The organism is Streptomyces cinereospinus, from assembly GCF_042430725.1.
Classification (GTDB): Bacteria; Actinomycetota; Actinomycetes; order Streptomycetales; family Streptomycetaceae; genus Streptomyces; species Streptomyces cinereospinus.
Genome location: NZ_JBHMCY010000010.1, coordinates 113822 through 133165, shown reverse-complemented (window position 1 = coordinate 133165; position 19344 = coordinate 113822). Strand labels below are relative to the sequence as shown.

Here is a 19344-nt window from a genome sequence, read left to right as displayed (position 1 = left end):
CGCGGATAGCCCGCGATCGCACACAGCAGGGCGTTGGTGTCGTAGCGCAGCGGCTCGGCCACCGCCGCCAGCGCCTCGGCCGCGGTCGCGTCGGGGGAGACCCGCGCGCAGGCCGTGCGGGCGGCGGGCGGGGTGCCGCCCGCGGGCGCGTCCGACGCCGTGCCGAAGTCGATGACCAGGGCCACCCGCTTGCTGCCGGCGCGCGCCGGGGTGCCCGCGCAGATCGCCGCGAAGCCGGCCTCGCCGCGCGGCCGGGACGCGTCCGCGGAGTCCTCGCTGACCGCGAAACGGAAGCCCTGGACCGCCCCGTCGGCGGGGCGGGCGGTGGCGGGGCCCTGGGTGGCGTACGTCCAGGTGCCGCCGGCGCGCTCCCAGAACGACCAGTAGCGGTAACCGGCGGCCCGGGCCGGGCCGGTGCCGGCGGCCAGGGCCACCACGAGCGCGGTGAGCAGGAGCGCGGTCCGGCGTGTCACGGCTGCCGCCCCCGGTTGCGGCCGCTGAGCAGGAAGCCGATGCCGACGCCGGCGACGAGGCAGACGCCGACGTACCACCAGACCCCGAAACCGTCGTCCGACTCCGACTCCGACTCCGACTCCGACTCCGACGCGGCCTCGCGGTCCGGCCCGGCGGCCGGCGTCGCGTCCTGCGGGGCGGGGCCCGTCGCGTTGAGCCGCTGCACGAGGTCCGTGCCGCCGAAGTCACGGGGGTCGGCGTGCGCGGCGTGCGCGGCGAGGATCAGCTGCGCGTAGGCGGCGGGGCCGGTCTGCCGGGCCCAGGTGAGGGCGTTGCGTTCCAGCCACTTCAGCGGCTCGGCCGCCTGCCGGGCACCGCCCTGCGCGGCGAGGGCGACGACGGCGTCGGCGGTGTTGCCGTAGTCGGGCCGGTCCTCGGCACCGGCGAGGGCGGACATGAGGTGGCCGTCCCCGGCGAGCGCCCCGGCGAGGTAGGCGGCACCGTTGGCGGCGGCCTGCTCGGGGGTGGGGTCGCCGCCGCCGGTGCAGGAGGGCGCGGCGCCGGCGGTGGCCGCCTCGGCGGTCAGGCCCTTGCCGAGCGCCGCGAGGACGGCGGCCGCGGTGGCGTCCGCGTTGGCGGCGAGGGCGCCCTTGTCGCCGGGCTGGTAGGCGAAGGCGCCGGCGCCCTCGGCGGCGTCGCACGGGACGGCGAGCGCGAGCAGCGCGTCGTACGGGGACCTGCCGCCCTTGACCACGTCCGCGGGCCGTTCGCCGGCGGCGGCGAGGGCGCCCACGGCCAGGGAGGTGGAGTTGGCGTCGCTGGGGCCGCCGGCGGTGTAGCCCCAGCCGCCGTCCTTGTTCTGCACGGACTTCAGCCAGGCCACGGCCTTGCCGGTGGCGGCCTCGTGCCCGCCGAGCGCGGCCAGGGCCTGGACGGCCGCGGAGGTCATGTTGGTGTCGACCGGCGTCTTGGCGTCGCAGGCCTTGGCGGGGTCGGCGCGGTAGGGCGCGAAGGAGCCGTCGGCGCACTGCTGGCCGGTGAGCCAGTCCACGGCCGCGGCGGCCGGCCGCACGCCCGCCGTGTCCTGGGCGAGCAGGGCGAGGGACTGGCGCCAGACGCCGTCGTAGGTGGGGTCGCCCGTGCCGTACAGCCCGGACGGCAGGGACGGGGCGGGGCTCGCGGCGTACGCGGCCGGGGCCGCGGCGGCGCCGATCACGGCGGTGACGGCCAGCGCCGTGGCGCTGCGGCGGACGACGTTCATGGTCGGCGGGTGCCTCTCCCTGCGGGGAGCCGGGCAGCACGGGGCACCCCCGGCGGCTCGGCTCCGTATACCTCGACGGTGCCGCACACCGGCCGGTTGCCGGGGCGCGTGAGCCGGTCACTTCCTTCCGTGCGGGGCGGTCCGGCTCGCAGCCTCGGCTGCTCACGGTTGCGGGTCAGCGCCGGATTTGCACCGGCTTTCCCCCGTACGGGTGTGATGACGACCGGGCCACTCTACCCGTCGGGGTGCGCGGCCCCGTGGGGTGGCCGGATATGCCCGGTGCGGGGATGGTGTTCCCATCAAGGGGCAAATCAGGAAATTGGGTAAAAAATCTCCGCCTCGGGGGTTCCATTCCCGGATAGACGTTCTAATCTAGGAGCAGGCCTACGAGGCGAGTGAGGGAGTTCGACCGGAGTAGCCGACTCTGGCGAGAGGCTTCGGCTTCCGCTGGTGCCGACGTCGACGGTCGGGCTGAGAGGCCGGAAAGTCGCAGAGTCGCAAGACCGAGCGGCCGGAAGGCGACCCCCAGCCACCTGATCCGGGCAATACCGGCGAAGGGAACCCGTCTCGTAGGTCCTTTTTGTCGTCTTCGTCGTCGTCTTCGTCGCCTTCGTCGCCTTCGTCGTCATGGCCGGCTCCTGTCGTCGGGGCCGGCACGCCGGGGGTGGCCGGCCCCCTCCGCCGTCACGGCACGCTCCGCGCGTCCTCGGCGGACGTCAGGTCGATGAGGCGGCACACCGTCTCGATGTCCACCTTGACCTGGGCGATGGAGGCGCGGCCCGACAGCCAGGTGATCAGCGTCGCGTGCCAGGTGTGCTCGATGACGCGGACGGCCGACAGCTGGGCGGGGGTGGGGTCGTCCAGGCCCGTGGCGTCCAGGATGATCGCCGTGGTCTGCCGGGAGACCTGGTCCACCTCGGGGCTCACGCTGCGGTCCGCGAAGGTCAGGGCGCGGACCATCGCGTCGGCCAGGTGCGGTTCGCGCTGGAGCGCGCGGAAGGCGCGCATCAGGGTCTGGGCGACCCGCTCCGCCGCCGTCTCGCCGGCCGGGGGCTTCTTGCGCAGGGTGCCGTGCATCTGCTCCAACTGGTCCTGCATGGTCGCGACCAGCAGGTGCACCTTGGACGGGAAGTAGCGGTACAGGGTGCCGAGGGCGACCTGCGAGGACTCCGCGACCTCGCGCATCTGCACCGCGTCGAAACCGCCGCGGCCGGCCAGCCGGGCGCTCGCCCGCAGAATGCGCCGCCGGCGCGCCTCCTGCCGCTCGGTGAGGGGCGGCGTCGCGGGGGCGGCGGGTCGCGCGCTACTGGCTTGCACCTTGGCTTGCGCTGGCATGAGGTCCCGTTCCGTGACAGTCCGTGAGGGCGTGCGATCAGACAGCATGGCAGGCCCCGGACCGCCGCCGCGCACCCCCGAGTGCCGTGGCGTGAATCACCTGATCCACTGCTCACAGCGGCCCTACCTGCCGGTAGATTCAGATCCTCTTGAACGATCAAGTCTGTAACTTGTTCTAGATTACCGTCCCGGCGTAATCTCGCGGGACAGTGCAGGGAGAGGGGGGCCCAGAGTGACCGCTGAGGCCAGGCAGGCGGGCTCCCCGGCGGGGCCCGCGGCAGACGGCTCGCGACCGCTCCGCATCGCGCTCCTCACCTACAAGGGAAACCCGTTCTGCGGCGGCCAGGGCGTCTACGTCCGGCACCTCTCCCGCGAACTCGCCCGCCTGGGCCACCAGGTGGAGGTCATCGGCGCCCAGCCCTACCCCGTCCTCGACGAGGGCCGGGCCGGCCTGCGCCTCACCGAGCTGCCCAGCCTCGACCTCTACCGCCAGCCCGACCCCTTCCGCACCCCGGCCCGCGAGGAGTACCGGGACTGGATCGACGCCCTGGAAGTCGCCACGATGTGGACCGGCGGCTTCCCCGAGCCGCTCACCTTCTCCCTGCGGGCCCGCCGCCATCTGCGGGCGCGCCGGGGCGACTTCGACGTGGTGCACGACAACCAGACGCTGGGGTACGGGCTGCTGGGCGACGTCGGCGCGCCGCTGGTGACCACCGTCCACCACCCCATCACCGTGGACCGGCAGCTGGAGCTGGACGCGGCGGAGGGCCTGCGGCGGCGGTTCTCCGTGCGGCGGTGGTACGCCTTCACGCGGATGCAGAAACGGGTGGCGCGGCGGCTGCCGTCCGTCCTCACCGTCTCCGGCACCTCGCGCCAGGAGATCGTCGACCACCTCGGCGTCCGCCCGGACCGCGTCCACGTGGTCCACATCGGCGCCGACACCGACCTGTTCTCGCCCGACCCCGCGGTGCCGCAGGTCGCCGGGAGAATCGTTACGACGTCCAGCGCGGACGTTCCGCTCAAGGGCCTGGTCCACCTCGTCGAGGCGCTGGCGAAGGTGCGCACCGAGCATCCCGGGGCGCACCTCGTGGTCGTCGGCAAGCAGCCCACCGAAGGGCCGGTGGCGCAGGCCGTGCGGCGCTACGGGCTCGACGGCGCCGTGGAGTTCGTCAAGGGCATCTCCGACGCCGAGCTCGTCGGCCTCGTGCGGTCGGCGCAGGTGGCGTGCGTGCCGTCGCTGTACGAGGGCTTCTCGCTGCCGGCGGCGGAGGCCATGGCCACCGGCACGCCGCTGGTCGCCACGACCGGCGGGGCGATCCCCGAGGTGGCCGGCCGGGACGGCGAGACGTGCCTCGCGGTGCCGCCGGGCGACGCCGGGGCGCTGGCCGCCGGGCTGAGCCGGCTGCTGGGCGACGCGGAACTGCGGGCCCGGCTCGGCGCGGCCGGACGCGAGCGGGTGCTGCGGCACTTCACCTGGGCGCGCGCCGCGGAGGGCACGGCGGCCCGCTACCGCGAGGCCGTCGCCCGGTCCACCGGGACCGGGCGACGGGACGCGGGGGCAGGCCCCGACCGCCACGCCCGCACCACCGTCCCGCCCACCCGCACCACCGTCCCGCCCGCCCGCGCCGCGCGGACCGCCGCGGCCGGCGCCGCCGCGGCCGGGCCGGTGCGCGAGGTCCTTCCGGCGGGTGACCCCTCCCCGGCGGGCGCGCAGCCCGGCCGCTCCGACGCCGCGACGGAACCGGCGGGTGAGGCCTCCCCGGCGGGCCCGGCCGGCGGTCCCGTGGGCGGCGTCGAGACCGTGCCGGCGGGGGCGTCCCCCGCCCCGGCGCCCGCCGAGGCCACCGCCACCCCCACCCGTACCACCGGTGTCTACCGCGAAAGCAGGAGCACGTGCTGACCGTCGACTTCTCCCGGTTCCCGCTCGCCCCGGGCGACCGCGTCCTGGACCTCGGCTGCGGTGCCGGCCGGCACGCGTTCGAGTGCTACCGGCGCGGCGCGCGGGTCGTGGCGCTGGACCAGAACGGCGAGGAGATCCGCGAGGTCGCCAAGTGGTTCGCGGCGATGAAGGAGGCGGGCGAGGCACCCGCGGGCGCCACCGCCACCGCTCTGGAGGGCGACGCCCTCGCCCTGCCCTTCCCCGACGAGTCCTTCGACGTCGTCATCGTCTCCGAGGTGATGGAGCACATCCCGGACGACAAGGGCGTGCTCGCCGAGATGGTGCGGGTGCTCAAGCCCGGCGGACGCATCGCGGTCACCGTGCCGCGCTACGGCCCCGAGAAGGTCTGCTGGGCGCTGTCCGACGCGTACCACGAGGTCGAGGGCGGCCACATCCGCATCTACAGGGCGGACGAACTCCTCGCGAGGATCCGCGAGGCCGGCCTGCGGCCCTACGGCACCCACCACGCCCACGCCCTGCACTCCCCGTACTGGTGGCTGAAGTGCGCGTTCGGCGTCGACAACGACAAGGCGCTGCCGGTGCGGGCGTACCACAAGCTGCTGGTCTGGGACATCATGAAGAAGCCGCTGGCCACCCGCGTCGCCGAGCGGGCGCTCAACCCGGTGATCGGCAAGAGCTTCGTGGCCTACGCCACCAAGCCCCACCTGCCGCGCGCCGCCGCCGAGGCGGCCGCCCAGTGACCACTCCCCGGACGGAACACCTGGTCCTGCCCGGGGTCCTCACCGCCGAGCAGGCCGCCGCGACCGTACGCGGGATCCTCGCCGCGCAGCGGGAGGACGGGGCGATCCCGTGGTTCCGCGGACACCACCTGGACCCCTGGGACCACGTCGAGGCCGCGATGGCGCTGGACGCGGCGGGCGAGCACGAGGCCGCCGAACGGGCGTACCTGTGGCTGGCCGCCCACCAGCGGCCGGACGGCTCCTGGTACGCGGCGTACGCCGACGGGGCGCACGACGACGTCACCGACCGGGGCTGCGAGACCAACTTCGTCGCCTACCCGGCCGTGGGCATCTGGCACCACTACCTCTCCACCGGCGACGACACCTTCCTGGACCGCATGTGGCCGGTCGTGTACGCGGCGATCGAGTGCGTGCTGCGGCTCCAGCAGCCCGGCGGGCAGATCGGCTGGAAGCGCGAGGAGGACGGCACGCCCGTCACCGACGCGCTGCTCACCGGGTGCTCGTCCATCCACCACGCGCTGCGCTGCGCGCTCGCCGTCGCCGAGCAGCGGGAGGAGCCGCAGCCCGACTGGGAACTGGCGGCGGGCGCGCTGCGGCACGCGATACGCCGGCACCCGGAGCGGTTCCTGGACAAGGACCGCTACTCGATGGACTGGTACTACCCGGTGCTGGGCGGCGCGCTGACCGGCGCCGAGGCCACGTCCCGGGTCGAGGACGGCTGGGACCGCTTCGTCGTGCCCGGCCTCGGGGTGCGGTGCGTGGTCCCCAACCCGTGGGTGACCGGCGGCGAGTCGGCCGAACTCGCCCTGGCCCTGTGGGCGATGGGCGAGTCCGACCGGGCGCTGGAGATCCTCCAGTCGATCCAGCACCTGCGCGATCCGGAGACCGGCCTGTACTGGACGGGCTACGTGTTCGAGGACGACGCCATCTGGCCACGTGAGCTGACCACCTGGACGGCCGGCTCCCTGCTCCTCGCCGTCGCCGCGCTGGGCGGCCACGAGGCCACGTGCGCGGTGTTCGGCGGCGACCGCCTGCCCGCCGGGCTGGACCCGGACTGCTGTACGTGAGTCAGTGCCGTACGCGGGTCAGTGCTGGCGGCGCATGCGGCCGGCGATCGCGTGCCCCACGAACAGGTAGACGACCGCCGCCAGCCCGTACCCCGCCACGACGCGCGCCCAGGCCGCGTCGAAGGTGAACAGGTCGTAGGACCAGCCGGCCAGCCGGCGCGCGGCGTCGTGCACGAACTGCACGAAGTCGTTGCCGGGGTTGGCGTCCAGCAGGTACATCAGGATCCACAGGCCCAGGATGAGGGCCATGACGTCGGCCACGATCGCGATGACCGTACCGGCCTGGTTCGCACCGTTGCGATATCTGGGGGACATGCCCTACGTGTTGCCCCGGACGCCTGGCCGAAACCGGGGAGTGCCGGGCCGCCGGCCACCGGTCATTCGCCGTTCGTTCGACCGGAGTTGCTCGCTCCGGGGGATGATGTTCCACGGGGTCACTGATGATCCTGCCCCCTTGAGCGGCAGGAGGGCCGTTGTCCGACGACAGAGCAGCGACGAGCGACGACAGCACGACCGACGGAGGCACGAGCGACGACAGCACCACCGGCGCAGGCACGTCCGCGACCGCGGAACCCAGACTCACCATCCGCAGAACGACCCACCGCGGCGTCCCGCGCCTCGTCGTCGTCGCGCTGCCGCTCGCCCTCGCCGGTCTGCTGTCCCTGATGATCTCCGGCAACGCGCTCCGGCCGTTCGAGCGCATCACGGTCATCGAGTCGCGGATGGCGTCCAAGTCGGACTACTTCCGGGACCCGGAAGTGGCACGGCTGCTGCTCCGGCACGGCATCCGCGTGGACATCCGCCGCCTCGGCTCCCGGGGCATCGCCACCCGCTCCCTGGAAGGGCTCGACGTCGTCTTCCCCTCCGGCCAGCCCGCGGCGAAGCTCGTCCTCGACCGGCCGGACGACACCGGCCAGACGGTGCGCCCCTTCGTCTCCCCCCTGGCCCTCGGCAGCTTCCGCGACTACGCCGAGACCCTGGTGCGGGCCGGGGTGGCCACCCGGCAGCGGTCCGCGAGCGGGGAGCCGACCCTCTACTACGACCTCGACATGGCGAAGTTCATGACCCTGCTCGACGGCGTGGACGACCCCAACGACCCCCGCGACGGCACCGGCGACGAGGCGGACACCTGGAACGGCATCGGCTACGACGACGTGGCCGCCGGCGACCGCAGCAACAGCGGCAGCGTCCTGGTGCGCACCTCCAACGTCTGCGAGTCGAACTCGGCCGGCACCTACCTGAGCATCCTCGCCTTCGTCGCGGGCGGCGAGAAGACCCCGGGCTCCAGCCACCCCAACGACCCGGCGCGCGCCCGGCAGGAGGTCGACCGGATCGCCGCCGAGATCAAACCCCTCGTCACCCTCCAGGGCATGTGGGCCGACGAGCAGGCCGACGGCTACTTCTCCGCCCTCGGCGAGTCGCTGGCGCCCATCGCCCTCATCTACGAGCACCAGTTCCTCGCCCACCAGATAGCCCACCAGCGCAAGCACGGCGAGCAGGACACCAGCCGGGTCCTGCTCTACCCCAAGCCGTACGCGCTCACCGAACCGCAGCTCATCTCCCTCAGCCCGCAGGGCGACCGGCTGGTGGAGCTGATCGAGCAGGACGCGGACCTGCGCCGGCGCGCCCTGCAACTCGGCTTCCGGATCCGCTTCTCCGGCGAGGACGGCGCCAGCAGGGAGCTGGACGACTACCTCAGCGACCACGGCATCCAGGTGCCGGTCCCGAACCCCGACCAGACCAAGGCGCTCGAACCCAGCCTGCCGGTCCTGGACGACATCATCACCTACGTCGGCGACTGCCCGCCGCCCGACCTGGACGACATCGCATGAGCGGGCTCGTCCGCGCCCTGACCGCCGTGCTCGCGCTGGCCGTCCTGGCCGGCCTCACCGCCTGCTCGCGCACGGCCGAACCGGTCACCCTGCGGGTCCTCGCCAGCCCCGAACTCGCCGACGTGGCACCGCTGCTGGGCGAGCTGAAGGAGGACACCGGGGTCGAGCTGGAGATGGTGTACGAGGCCACGGCGGACCTTGCGGGGCAGTACCCGGACGGCCCCGGGTACGACCTGGCGTGGCTCGCCTCGGACCGCTCCTTCCTGCTGCGCGTGCAGGACTCCGGCGGCCGCCTGACCCGGCCCGAGACCACCCCCATCATGCGCTCGCCGGTCGTCGTCGGCCTGGAGGAGGCCGTCGCCGACCGGCTGAGCGGGGCCGCCCCCGAGGGCCGCGTGTCGTGGGCGGACGTGGCGGACGCCGCCGCCGACGGCACCGTGCGGTTCGGGATGGCCGACCCGCGGCGCAGCGACACCGGCCGCGCGGCGCTCGTCGGCGTCGCCACCGCCGCCGCCGGGACCGGGCGCGCGCTGCGCGAGGAGGACGTCTCCTGCGACCGGCTGCGCGGCTTCCGCTCCGGCCAGACCCTCACCGCGGCCAGCTCCCGGGAGCTGATCGCCGCCCACCGCGGCCGGCCCGGCCGCGCCAACGCGCTGATCGCGCACGAGGCGGAACTGCTCGCGCTGAACGCCGGCGAGCGGCGCGGCGCGCCCCTGCGGATCGTGCACCCCGACGACGGCATGGTGCTCTCCGACTTCCCGCTGCTGCTGCTCGACCCGGAGCAGCGGTCGGCGTACGGCAGGGTGGTGGACTGGCTGCTGAGCGCCGACACGCAACGGGCGCTCATGGAGCGGACCTTCCGGCGCCCGGTCAACGACGACGTCGAGCCGTCCGGGCCGCTGCGGGCGGACGTCGGCAACGCGCTCTCCTTCCCCGACAGCCTCTCCGTCGTCGAGCAGCTGGTCACCGACTACGGCGACCCCCGCAGCCGCACCGCCGACCAGGTCGTCTTCGTGCTCGACTTCTCCACCTCGATGCGCGGCGAGCGGATGGCCGGCCTGCGCGCCGCCTTCGCCGGGCTGAGCGGCGCCGACGACACCGCCGCCGGCAAGTTCGCCCGCTTCTACCGGGGCGAGCGGCTCACCGTCGTCCGGTTCGGCGGCCGCGTCCTGGAGGAGCGCACGGTCACCGTCCGGAGCGACGCCGACCTGCGCACCCTCGACGGGCTGGTCGCCGACGGCGGTTACGACGACGCCACCGCCGTGTGGACCGCCCTCGACCGGGGCTACCGCATCGCCACCGCCGCCGTGCGCGAGGAGCCCGCGCGGCCGGTGGCGATCGTGCTGATGACCGACGGCGAGAGCAACGCGGGCATCGGCTACGACGAGTTCCTGCGCCGCCACCGCTCGCTCGGCGGCGACGCGCGGGCGGTGCCCACCTTCCCCGTCCACTTCGGGGAGGCAGACGCGGCGGCGCTGCGGCGGGCCGCCGCGGCGACCGGCGGCCGCATGGTCGACGCGAACCTTTCCTCCCTCGCCGACGCCTTCAAGGAGATCCGTGGCTGTCATTGATGGTGAGTGGTGGGGCCTGTGGTGGCCGTGGCTGCTCGTCTGGGCCGGCACGGCGGTGTGCCTGGCCCTGGTGCTCGGACACGGGTGGCGGCGGCTGCGCCGCCGCCGCCGGACGGGCGGGACCCACCTGGACATGTGCTTCTACCTGCACAAGCAGCGCGTCATGGACATCTACGAGGTCGGCGGCTTCGCCCAGTCCCTGAGCCAGGAGGTCGCCCACCGGCTCCAGGTGCAGAACACCTACGGGCTGTGGGGCAAGGTCTTCTTCTGGATGGGCCGGGCGGAACGGGGCGTCACCCGGGAGCAGGTCACCACCTACCTGCGCGAGGCCAACCCCATGAACGTCATCGGCGTGGTCATGGACGCCATGCGCAAGGAGGACCGGGTGGTGGACGCCGACCTCATCGAGGGCGACCTCGTCCTCAACCGGGAGAGCGGCGACCGGCTGCGGAGCCGGTACCCCGACGGGCGCATCCCGCTCAGCGCGCTGGGGCTGACGTACGTCTCCGTCACCGGCGGCTTCACCGCCCGGCGCGAGGAGAACGGCGTGCGCCTGAGCGCCCCCTACGGCACCGGCGCGCACGTGGAGATCATGTGCTTCGAGGCGCAGGGGCGCGGCGACTTCCACGAGGAGCACTACTACACGGGCCGCTTCACGGCCCGCTGCCTGGGCAAGGTCCTGGCCTGGGACGAACACGCGGGCCGGCTCACCCTCGACCCGGTCGCCATCTTCCGCTGAGCCGCCGGACACGGCGACGGCCCCCCGCCCGCGAGGGCGAGGGGCCGTCGTTCCGCTCGGCGTCAGCCGCGCTGGATACCGCTCGTGTCCTGCAGCACGCCCCGGCGGCCGTCCTGCGTCTGCGCCACCAGCGCCTGGCCGCGCTGCTCGACGGCCAGGTACCAGGTGCCCGGCGCCAGCTCGGCGATCGGGGTGGGCGAGCCGTCCTCGGCGAACAGCGGGCGCGGGACCGGCACCGCGAACCAGAACGGGGAGAAGTTCCCGGCGGGCGGCTGCGGCTGCGGCGGCTGCTGCGGCTCACCGTAGGGCTGGCCGGGCTGGCCGGGCTGCGGCTGGCCGTAGCCGGCGGGCTGCTGGGCGCCGGGGTAGCCGTAACCGCCCTGGGGCTGACCGCCGTAGGGCTGCGGGGCGGCGGGGCGGGGGGCCGGGACCAGGGCGCCCTTGAGGGCGGGGACCAGCGGGGTGGCGACCGCGGCGGCGGCCATCACCAGGGTGGCGACGAGGGCGAGGATCAGACCCGTGCCGGCGTCGGGGCCGGAGCCCTCGGTGTCGAAGTTGTTGGCGCCACCGCTCGGGTCGAAGACGTTGCCGAGCGCGCTCCACGCGGCGAACACCGTGAAGGCGACGCCGAACTGGCCGAGGTCCAGGCCCGCGACCTTCGGGGGCTGTGGCAGTCCCCGGGCGACGACGACGAGCGCGGCGCCGATGATCCCCGCCAGCACGACACCCAGCACGACCGGCCCGCTGGACCACAGGCCCGGAATCTCGTAGCTGTCGGGGGCGCCGTCGATCGAGTACAGGTCGAGGAACGACGCGATGAACAGCAACACCGCTGCTCCGATCACCACGCCGTCGCCTCGAGTGAGGGAGCGGATATTCACTTCAGGTCCTTCGCAGGTCGTCTCGTCGTCGGTAGAGGCGTCGCTGTCACCATGTCGCCGTAAGGCCCCGGTGTGAAGCGCGGGGGAGGCCCCTCATCGTAGGGATGACACTATCGTCCGTACGAACGACCTGTCCGTCGGGATGATCGCGCCGATCACTACCCGCGCAGGAAACTCACGATTCCCTCAGAGATCCCTTGCGCCGCCTTCTGCCGCCAGGCCCCGCTGGTCAGCAGTGCCGCGTCCTTGCTATCGCGCATGTTGCCGCACTCGACGAACACCTTGGGAACCGTTGACAGATTGAGACCGCCGAGGTCCTCCCGCGTGACGAGACCGGTGCCGTCCCCCACGTAGTTGGCCGGCGCGCTGCCGGTGGCGCGGACGAACCGTCCCGCGATGCGTTCCCCGAGTTCGCGCGACGGCGCGACGATCGGCCGGGTGTCGGCGGCGCCCGCGTGCACGGACGCCGGGAGGATGACGTGGAAGCCGCGGTTGCCCGCGCCGGATCCGTCCGCGTGGAGGGAGACGACCGCGTCGGCCTTCGCCTCGTTGCCGATCCGCGCCCGCTCGTCGATGCACGGCCCGTACGTCCGCTCGCCGTTCTGCGTCAGCTTCACCGTGGCGCCCTGCTGTTGCAGGACCGTGCGCAGCCGGCGGGCGACGTCGAGGGTGAACTCGGCCTCCGTGTAGCCCGCGTTGGTCGCCGTGCCGGTGGTGTCGCACTCCTTCCAGGCCGTGCCGATGTCCACCCTGCGGTCGATCTCGGCCGGGTGCTGGAAGTTGTGCGGGTTGTGGCCGGGGTCGACGACGACGACCTTGCCCCGGAGCGGGCCCGCGGCGGAGGGGGCGGGCGCTGGCCCGTCGCCGGCCGACGAGGGGCCCGCGCCCGGCGGGGCGGCGGGCGACGGGGACGACGGGGACGGCCCGGTCGGCGCGGGCGCCTTGGCCTCCGCACGGCCCGGTCCGGGCGCGCCGGTGTCACCCACCGCCTCGTACACCAGCCAGCCGAGCAGTGCGCCGGGCACCAGGGCCGCGACGGCGACGGTCATCGCCCCGCGGCGGGGGCGGCGGGGCGCGGGCGAATCGAACTCCGGACCTGTGTACGACACGTCTGCCACCCTAGCGGCCGGGACGGCACCCCCCGGATCTGTGCGCGTCCCAATGGGTGGCGGCCGGTCAGCTGCCCGCGCCGGTCCGCCGCAGCACCCGCAGCGAGTCCGTCGCGGAGACCTCCGTGAAGGCGCCCGAGGCCAGGGCGCGCAGGTAGATCCGGTACGGGGCCTGGCCGGTGAACTCGTCGGCCGGGTCGGGGAAGACGTCGTGGATGACGAGCAGGCCGCCGTCCGCGACATGCGGCGCCCAGCCCTCGTAGTCGGCGGTGGCGTGCTCGTCGGTGTGCCCGCCGTCGACGAAGACCAGGCCCAACGGGGTCCGCCAGACCCTCGCCACCTGCGGGGAGCGGCCGACCAGCGCCACCACGTGGTCCTCCAGGCCCGCCCGGTGCAGGGTGCGGCGGAAGGCGGGCAGGGTGTCCATCAGGCCGAGTTCGGGGTCCACCGTCTCCGGGTCGTGGTAGTCCCAGCCCGGCTGCTGCTCCTCGCTGCCCCGGTGGTGGTCCACGGTGAGCGCGGTGACGTCGGCCGCGCGGGCCGCGTCGGCGAGCAGGAGCGTGGAGCGGCCGCAGTACGTGCCGACCTCCAGCAGCGGCAGCCCCAGCCGCCCGGCCTCGGCGGCCGCCGCGTACAGGGCGAGGCCCTCGCCGGTGGGCATGAACCCCTTCGCCGCCTCGAACGCGGCCAGGGTCTCGGGCTGGGGTGCCGCGGTCATCGCGGGGCCTTCCGGTCGTGCGGGTGTCCGACCGCCCATGCTGCCGCACCCCCGGCCGGCCCGGTGGCCCGGGGGTGCGGGCAGCGGCTCGGGCCGTCTCAGGAACGCGCGTCGGCGAAGGGCCCGCCGGCGGCGAAGGCGTGCTCGGCGAAGCGCTCGCCGATGCGGCGGTGGGTGGCGGCGTCGGGGTGCAGGTCGTCGGGGAGGGGGAGTTCGGCGTGGTCGGCCTCGCCGTAGAGCTCGCGGCCGTCGAGGTGGTGCAGCTGGGGGTCGTCCGCCGCGCGCTGCCGGACGACGCGGGACAGTTCGGCGCGGATCACGTTCAGGGTGAGCTTCCCGGCGGCCGTCTCCGCCGGGTCGCCCGCCGCCCGGAACCGCAGCCGGCCGGCGCCGAGGGCGCCGACGTCGAAGGCGCAGGGGCCGGGGGTGTCCTCGTGGATGGGGCACAGGATGGGGGAGACGACCAGGAGGGGGGCGGTGGGGTGCCCCTCGCGGACGGTGTCCAGGAAGCCGTGGACGGCGGGGGTGAAGGCGCGCAGCCGCATGAGGTCGGTGTTGACCAGGTTGATGCCGATCTTGAGGCTGATCAGGTCGGCGGGGGTGTCCCGGATCGCCCGCGCGGTGAACGGGTCGAGCAGCGCGCTGCCGCTCAGGCCCAGGTTGATCAGCTCCACGCCGCCGGCGGCCGCCGCCAGGGCCGGCCAGGTGCTGCTGGGGCCGGCGGCGTCGGAGCCGTGGCTGATCGAACTGCCGTGGTGCAGCCAGACCCGGCGGCCGGGGGTCCGGGGCGGGCTCCACCGGGGCGTCGGTGCGCAGGGCGACGAGTTCGGTGATCTCGTTGTGCGGCAGCCAGATCTCGACGGTCTTGGCGCGGTCGGGCAGGTCGCCGAAGCGGACCGTGCCGGCCGGGCCGGCGTGGAGTGCGGTGCCGCCGGTGGCCAGGTCGATGGTGACGGTGTTGCCGCCGGGCGCGGTGGCCTGCCCGGTCAGGCGGCCGTCGACGAGGAGGTCGTAGACGCCGTCCGGGCGCGCCGGGGCGCCGGTGTAGGCCCGCTTCGTGGGCAGGGTGTCCAGCTCGACGGCGGTGGCGCGGGTCCGGAAGACCAGGCGCACGCCGGAGGGCTGGGACTCGGCCATGGCGAGGTGTCCGTCGGCGTTCTGGGCGCGGGCGGCGGCGGGCAGCCGGTGCGGGAGCAGGCCGTGCGCGGTGCGCTCGACGTCGAGGGCGCCGCGCAGCAGGGCGGGGGTGAGCGGGGTGGTGATCCAGGGCTGCATGACCTCTGCCTGTGGGTCGGGGGTGGGGGCCGCGGGGTCAGGCCGTGGGCCAGTTGTGCAGCAGGGCGTCGAGGGCGTCCAGGATCCGGTCCCAGGACTCCTGGGAACCGGGGGCGCTGTGGTCGAAGCCGCCCGCCAGCTCCAGGCTGACGTAACCGTGGAAGACGCTGCCCAGCATGCGGACGGCGTGGGTCTGGTCGGGCTCCGGCAGGTCGTAGCCGCGCAGGATGGCCCGGGTCATGGCGGCGTGCCGGACGCCCGCGCTCGCGGCGGCCGTCTCCGGGTCGAGTCTGAGCCGGGCGGCGGCGTAGCGGCCGGGGTGCTCGCGGGCGTAGTCGCGGTAGACGTCGGCGAAGGCGGTCAGGGCGTCCCGGCCGGCCCGTCCGGCCAGCGCGTCGGCGGCGCGGTCGGCCATCTCCTCCAGGGCGAGCAGGGCGATCCGCGTCCTGAGGTCCTGGGAGCTGCGCACGTGCGAGTAGAGGCTGGCCACCTTGACGTCGAAGCGGCGGGCCAGCGCGGAGACGGTGACCTGGTCGAAGCCGACCTCGTCGGCCAGGTCCGCGCCGGCCCGGGCGAGCCGTTCGCCGGTCAGTCCCGCGCGCGCCATGAGCGTTCTCTCCTTCGCCGGGGACCTCTTGCCGGGACTGTGTGCCGGGGACCTTTTGCCGGAACTGTGTGCCGGGGACCTCGTGCCCGTGCCGAAAAGCATTGTGCATTTCCTAAAGCTTTTAGGCAAACAGGATCGATATGTAGGCGCAAAGGGTGCACATGGGCCGCGAAGCGGCGGGAGGAGCGACCTACGTCCTGAGACCGAGGCTCGCGGGGCAACCGCCCGATGCGCGGGACGCGCGGCGGTTGAGAGGATGGCCCGCATGCTCCGAGCCGCGGCCGAACCCCGCATATCCCGTCCTACCGGCGCCCCCACCTGGCTGGTGGTGGCGCTCGCCTGTGCCGGACAGTTCCTCGTGGTGCTCGACGTGTCGGTCGTGAACGTGGCCCTGCCCTCGATGCGGGCCGACCTGGGCCTGAGCGGCTCCGGGCTCCAGTGGGTGGTGAACGCGTACGCGATCGCCTTCGCCGGGTTCATGCTGCTCGGCGGGCGCGCCGGTGACCTGTACGGGCGCAAGCGGACCTTCCTGGTGGGGCTCGCGCTGTTCACCCTGGCCTCGCTGGGCGGCGGGCTGGCCCGCGAAGGGTGGGAACTGCTGGCCGCGCGGGCGGTACAGGGCCTGGGCGCCGCCGTACTGGCGCCCGCGACGCTGACCATCCTCACGGCGGCGGTGCCGGAGGGGGCGGCACGGGCCCGGGCGATCGCCACCTGGACCGCGGTCGGCGCGGGCGGCGGCGCCGCCGGCGGACTGGTCGGCGGGCTGCTGGTGGACGGGCTGTCGTGGCGGTGGGTGCTGCTGATCAACGTGCCGGTCGGGGCGGTCGTCCTGCTGGGCGCGCTGCGGTGGCTGCCGGAGAGCCGGGCGGGGGACGGGCGGCGGCTGGATCTGCCGGGCGCGCTGCTGGTGACCGCGGGCCTGGGGTCGCTCGCGTACGGCATCTCGCAGACCGAGGCCGCGGGGTGGGCGGCGGCCGGGACGCTGGTGCCGCTGGTCGCGGGGCTGCTGCTGATCGGGCTGTTCCTGCTGGTCGAGGCGCGCACCGCGGCCCCGCTCATGCCGCTGGGCCTGCTGCGGCTGCGGCCGGTGGCGTCGGCCAACGTGGCGATGTTCCTGAACGGCTCGGCGATGTTCTGCATGTGGTTCTTCATGACGCTGTACGCGCAGAACGTGCTCGGCTACTCGCCGCTGGAGGCCGGACTCGCCCTGGTGCCCAGCTCGCTGGCCGTGGTGGCCGGCTCCAAGCTCGCGCCCCGGCTGATGCGCGGCGCGGGGGCGCGCAACGTGGCCGTGCTGGGGGCCGTGGTGGCCGCGGCGGGGTTCGGGTGGCAGTCGACGATCACCGTGGACGGGGCCTACCTGACCGCGATCATGTTCCCGGGGATCCTGATGATGCTGGGGGCCGGGCTGACGGCGACGCCGCTGGCCGCGCTGGCCACGTCGGGGGCGGACCCCGGGGAGGCGGGGCTGGTGTCCGGGCTGGTCAACACCTCGCGGACGATGGGGGGCTCGCTGGGCCTGGCGGTGATGTCGACCGTCGCGGCGGCCCGGACCGAGGACGGGGCGGCGCCGGGCGCGGCCGCCGAGGGGCCCGTGGCGCTGGTGGAGGGGTACGCGTCGGCGTTCCGGGCGAGCGCGGTGGTGCTGGTGGTGGGGGCGGTGGTGATGGCGGTGTGGCTGCCGCGGAGGACCTCGGCGCGGTGAGGGGCGGGCGAGGGCGGCCGTTGCCCTCGCCCCTGACGGTCCGACGTGCCGTCGGAGGGTCCGTTCCGTGCGGTCGGTGACCTGTTGCGTGTGGTCGCAGGGTCCGTTCCGTGCGGTCGGTGACCTGTTGGGTGTGGTCGCAGGGTCCGTTCCGTGCGGTCGGTGACCTGTTGGGTGTGGTCGGAGGGTCCGTCCCGTGCGGTTGGTGACCTGTTGGGTGTGGCCGGAGGGTCCGTTCCGTACGGTCCGAGACCCTGCGCATCGCGATGTGGCGGGCGGGCGGGCACGGCCGTGCGGGCCGTCGTGCGCACGGGTGCGCGCGGTGGGGGCGACGCGCCGGTCGTGGCCGACGTGATCGTGCGGCACGCCCGAGACCGGGGGCGCGGGGGAACGGCGAGGCCCCGCTCACCACCGGGGCCGGGGTGAACGGGGCCCGGGCCTGCGCCCGGCGGCCTGACGTACCGTCAGGCCGCCGACTCGGCCTGCTGCCCGACCGGCTTGCGGTGCCGGCCCCGAGGGGCCGACTCGGTGTCCTGCGTCGAGACCGGGCCGCGGTGCCGGCCGTGGCCGGTGGCGTCCTGGACCTCGGGCAGCGGCTGGGACGTGCTGGCGTCACTCATCGGAAGAATTCACCCCGTCAACATGATCTTCTGCTCACAGCCGGGTGATTTTATCGAGGGCGCCGCGGGTGCGTTCCAGGTGCCCACGCCGACCGGCGCCACTTCGTTATCCACCTGCCGTACGACCCCCCAGGGGCGCCTGCTGCAACGGCACCGGACGCGGCGCGGCCGGTTCCGCGGGACGCGCCTCCGACGCCTCCGCGGCCGCCCCGGCCTCGGGCGGAGCCGCGCCGTCCGCCACCGGACCCCCCGGGGCCGCCGCGGCCCCCGTGGCCGCCGTCTCCGCCGGGTGCGCGCCGCCGGCGTCCGCGCGCGGCGCCTCCCGGGGCACCGCCCACTCCGCCACCCCGCACGGCACCCCCTCGGTGGCGTACGGCAGCCGCAGCACGCCGTCCCTCGTCCACAACCCGGCGCCCGCCAGCCACCCCTGCGGCGCCGGAAGGTGCCGTACCCGGCGCTCGGCGGGCCGCCACACGCCCACCCAGCTGCCGGCCGGACCGTCGATCCGCAGCGCCACCCCGCAGCTCGCCGGGGTCAGCACCTGGCCCGGCTGGATCGCGAACGGCGTGACCGCGCACTCCCCGGCCGCCCGCAGGCACTCCGGGAACCGCACCGGCAGCGTGCTGCCCAGCACCCCCCAGCCCAGCCGGGCGCCGTCACCGGGGCAGGGCGCGTCGGAGCGGATCAGCAGCAGCCCGCTGTCGGGGTCGGCGAGCAGCAGCCGGTCGTCGCTGCCGGCGGCGATCTGGAGCAGCGGCGACACCGCCCCGCCGCACCCGAGGTCCACCACCACCGTCTTGGTCCGCCCGCCGGACTCCCGGTCCAGGGCCAGCATCCGCCCCGCCCGGTCCAGCCACACCCCGCCCGAGCAGCGCCCGGGGACCTCGGCGACGCGCTCCGGCCCGAACGTGCCGCCCGCCACCAGCCACACGGTGCTGGAGTGCCGGCCCACGGCGAGGGCGTACGCGCGGGCGCCGCCGGGCGCGGGCGGCAGCAGCCGCAGCCGGATGCCGGGACCGGGGCACTCGACCGCGCCGAGCGGCAGCTCGCCGGTGCCGGGGCCGGTCGGGTAGAGCAGCGAAAAGGTGTGCCGCCCGGCGGCGAGACGGCGGATGAGCACCCGGCCGTCGCCCATCGGCTGCACCTCGGTGCCGGGCTCCTCGGGCTGGTTGCCGGGCAGCGGCACGGCGTAGGGCTCGGGGCCGTCGAGCGTCCAGCGCTCCGGGAACCAGGAGTCGCCGCTGCGGGCGAGGCGTGCGGCGTACGCGCCGTCCACCGCGATCACGCAACCCGGTGGCGGGGAGGGGTCGTCCTCGTCCTCCGCCGCGGCCTCGACAACACAGACAGTCATCGTTCGGTCACCTCCAGCGACGAAGCTAGTTTTCGTACGCACAGGCGGGGGACCGGCCGACCGCCGCTTCACACGGAAGGGTGGCGGTCCAGCGGTTCATCCGGTGACGGGGTGACGGCTGTGCTGTGCGTGGCGGGCGTGGCGGCACAGGTGTGACGGCGCAGAACGGGCAGGTAGCCT

Annotated in this window: 17 protein-coding genes and 1 pseudogene; 7 read left to right on the top strand and 11 right to left on the bottom strand. The window is 74.8% G+C overall.

Annotation, left to right across the window (positions count from 1 at the left end; all coding sequences use genetic code 11):
* The 3 genes from ACFF45_RS07860 to ACFF45_RS07850 all read right to left on the bottom strand — a co-directional run.
* Positions 1-473 (bottom strand): SCO2322 family protein (locus ACFF45_RS07860; RefSeq protein WP_381343766.1); only part of this gene is annotated, 473 nt, incomplete at its 3' end.
* Positions 470-1714: an SCO2321 family membrane protein gene (locus ACFF45_RS07855; RefSeq protein ID WP_381343764.1), complete on the bottom strand. Its 1245-nt coding sequence runs from the start codon at positions 1712-1714 to the stop codon at positions 470-472. The genes ACFF45_RS07855 and ACFF45_RS07860, both read right to left, overlap by 4 nt.
* A gap of 684 nt (positions 1715-2398) precedes the next feature.
* Entirely contained in the window at positions 2399-3049 is a 651-nt protein-coding gene (locus ACFF45_RS07850) for a TetR family transcriptional regulator (protein ID WP_381343761.1), read from the bottom strand.
* Positions 3050-3281: 232 nt separating this feature from the next.
* Here ACFF45_RS07850 and ACFF45_RS07845 point away from each other — a divergent pair, with 232 nt between their 5' ends.
* Genes ACFF45_RS07845 through ACFF45_RS07835 form a run of 3 tightly spaced genes read left to right on the top strand, consistent with a single transcriptional unit; the run spans position 3282 to position 6756 of the window.
* Positions 3282-4949, top strand: a complete 1668-nt coding sequence (locus tag ACFF45_RS07845) for a glycosyltransferase family 4 protein (RefSeq protein WP_381343759.1) — start codon at positions 3282-3284, stop codon at positions 4947-4949.
* Positions 4943-5689 carry a class I SAM-dependent methyltransferase gene (locus ACFF45_RS07840; RefSeq protein WP_381343757.1) on the top strand — a complete coding sequence of 249 codons (747 nt, stop codon included), beginning with the start codon at positions 4943-4945 and terminating at the stop codon, positions 5687-5689. Before ACFF45_RS07845 ends, ACFF45_RS07840 begins: the two co-directional genes overlap by 7 nt.
* Positions 5686-6756: a prenyltransferase/squalene oxidase repeat-containing protein gene (locus ACFF45_RS07835; RefSeq protein WP_381343754.1), complete on the top strand. Its 1071-nt coding sequence runs from the start codon at positions 5686-5688 to the stop codon at positions 6754-6756. Before ACFF45_RS07840 ends, ACFF45_RS07835 begins: the two co-directional genes overlap by 4 nt.
* 18 nt (positions 6757-6774) lie before the next feature.
* Here the strand turns inward: ACFF45_RS07835 and ACFF45_RS07830 are convergent, their stop codons facing one another.
* Positions 6775-7071: a hypothetical protein gene (locus ACFF45_RS07830; RefSeq protein ID WP_381343752.1), complete on the bottom strand. Its 297-nt coding sequence runs from the start codon at positions 7069-7071 to the stop codon at positions 6775-6777.
* Between the two features lie 158 nt (positions 7072-7229).
* On the opposite strand from ACFF45_RS07830, the gene ACFF45_RS07825 reads away from it, so the two are divergent.
* From ACFF45_RS07825 to ACFF45_RS07815, 3 genes are read left to right on the top strand one after another with little or no spacing between them, the layout of a single operon-like run.
* Entirely contained in the window at positions 7230-8588 is a 1359-nt protein-coding gene (locus ACFF45_RS07825; protein ID WP_381343749.1) for a hypothetical protein, read from the top strand.
* Positions 8585-10159 (top strand): vWA domain-containing protein, encoded by a 1575-nt coding sequence (locus ACFF45_RS07820; RefSeq protein ID WP_381343746.1) that lies wholly within the window; start codon positions 8585-8587, stop codon positions 10157-10159. Before ACFF45_RS07825 ends, ACFF45_RS07820 begins: the two co-directional genes overlap by 4 nt.
* The gene (locus ACFF45_RS07815) at positions 10146-10898 is read left to right on the top strand and encodes a hypothetical protein (protein ID WP_381343744.1); all 753 of its coding nucleotides are present in this window, start codon (positions 10146-10148) and stop codon (positions 10896-10898) included. Before ACFF45_RS07820 ends, ACFF45_RS07815 begins: the two co-directional genes overlap by 14 nt.
* 62 nt (positions 10899-10960) lie before the next feature.
* On the opposite strand, the gene ACFF45_RS07810 is transcribed toward ACFF45_RS07815, so the two are convergent.
* The 5 genes and pseudogenes from ACFF45_RS07810 to ACFF45_RS07790 all read right to left on the bottom strand — a co-directional run bounded on the left by ACFF45_RS07810 (position 10961) and on the right by ACFF45_RS07790 (position 15488).
* Entirely contained in the window at positions 10961-11779 is an 819-nt protein-coding gene (locus ACFF45_RS07810; RefSeq protein WP_381343741.1) for a DUF5336 domain-containing protein, read from the bottom strand.
* A 158-nt stretch (positions 11780-11937) separates the two neighbouring features.
* Positions 11938-12888, bottom strand: a complete 951-nt coding sequence (locus tag ACFF45_RS07805; protein WP_381343738.1) for an N-acetylmuramoyl-L-alanine amidase — start codon at positions 12886-12888, stop codon at positions 11938-11940.
* 67 nt (positions 12889-12955) lie between these two features.
* The gene (locus ACFF45_RS07800; RefSeq protein WP_381343735.1) at positions 12956-13606 is read right to left on the bottom strand and encodes a class I SAM-dependent methyltransferase; all 651 of its coding nucleotides are present in this window, start codon (positions 13604-13606) and stop codon (positions 12956-12958) included.
* Between the two features lie 98 nt (positions 13607-13704).
* Positions 13705-14881 (bottom strand): annotated as a pseudogene (locus ACFF45_RS07795) (GDSL-type esterase/lipase family protein).
* Between the two features lie 37 nt (positions 14882-14918).
* The gene (locus ACFF45_RS07790) at positions 14919-15488 is read right to left on the bottom strand and encodes a TetR/AcrR family transcriptional regulator (RefSeq protein ID WP_381343732.1); all 570 of its coding nucleotides are present in this window, start codon (positions 15486-15488) and stop codon (positions 14919-14921) included.
* Positions 15489-15744: 256 nt separating this feature from the next.
* Here ACFF45_RS07790 and ACFF45_RS07785 point away from each other — a divergent pair, with 256 nt between their 5' ends.
* Complete coding sequence (locus tag ACFF45_RS07785) at positions 15745-17193, top strand: MFS transporter (protein WP_381343729.1); 1449 nt, start codon at positions 15745-15747, stop codon at positions 17191-17193.
* 464 nt (positions 17194-17657) lie between these two features.
* Here the strand turns inward: ACFF45_RS07785 and ACFF45_RS07780 are convergent, their stop codons facing one another.
* Positions 17658-17813 (bottom strand): hypothetical protein, encoded by a 156-nt coding sequence (locus ACFF45_RS07780; RefSeq protein ID WP_381343727.1) that lies wholly within the window; start codon positions 17811-17813, stop codon positions 17658-17660.
* A 106-nt stretch (positions 17814-17919) separates the two neighbouring features.
* Positions 17920-19164 (bottom strand): hypothetical protein, encoded by a 1245-nt coding sequence (locus tag ACFF45_RS07775; RefSeq protein WP_381343724.1) that lies wholly within the window; start codon positions 19162-19164, stop codon positions 17920-17922.
* Positions 19165-19344: the final 180 nt, after the last annotated feature.

Bases quoted from the DNA above. Each gene is read 5' to 3' on its own strand.
- ACFF45_RS07855 (WP_381343764.1), bottom strand. From the start codon at position 1,714: ATGAACGTCGTCCGCCGCAGCGCCACGGCGCTGGCCGTCACCGCCGTG.
- ACFF45_RS07850 (WP_381343761.1), bottom strand. From the start codon at position 3,049: ATGCCAGCGCAAGCCAAGGTGCAAGCCAGTAGCGCGCGACCCGCCGCC.
- ACFF45_RS07830 (WP_381343752.1), bottom strand. From the start codon at position 7,071: ATGTCCCCCAGATATCGCAACGGTGCGAACCAGGCCGGTACGGTCATC.
- ACFF45_RS07820 (WP_381343746.1), top strand. From the start codon at position 8,585: ATGAGCGGGCTCGTCCGCGCCCTGACCGCCGTGCTCGCGCTGGCCGTC.
- ACFF45_RS07800 (WP_381343735.1), bottom strand. From the start codon at position 13,606: ATGACCGCGGCACCCCAGCCCGAGACCCTGGCCGCGTTCGAGGCGGCG.
- ACFF45_RS07790 (WP_381343732.1), bottom strand. From the start codon at position 15,488: ATGGCGCGCGCGGGACTGACCGGCGAACGGCTCGCCCGGGCCGGCGCG.
- ACFF45_RS07785 (WP_381343729.1), top strand. From the start codon at position 15,745: ATGGCCCGCATGCTCCGAGCCGCGGCCGAACCCCGCATATCCCGTCCT.
- ACFF45_RS07780 (WP_381343727.1), bottom strand. From the start codon at position 17,813: ATGAGTGACGCCAGCACGTCCCAGCCGCTGCCCGAGGTCCAGGACGCC.
- ACFF45_RS07775 (WP_381343724.1), bottom strand. From the start codon at position 19,164: ATGACTGTCTGTGTTGTCGAGGCCGCGGCGGAGGACGAGGACGACCCC.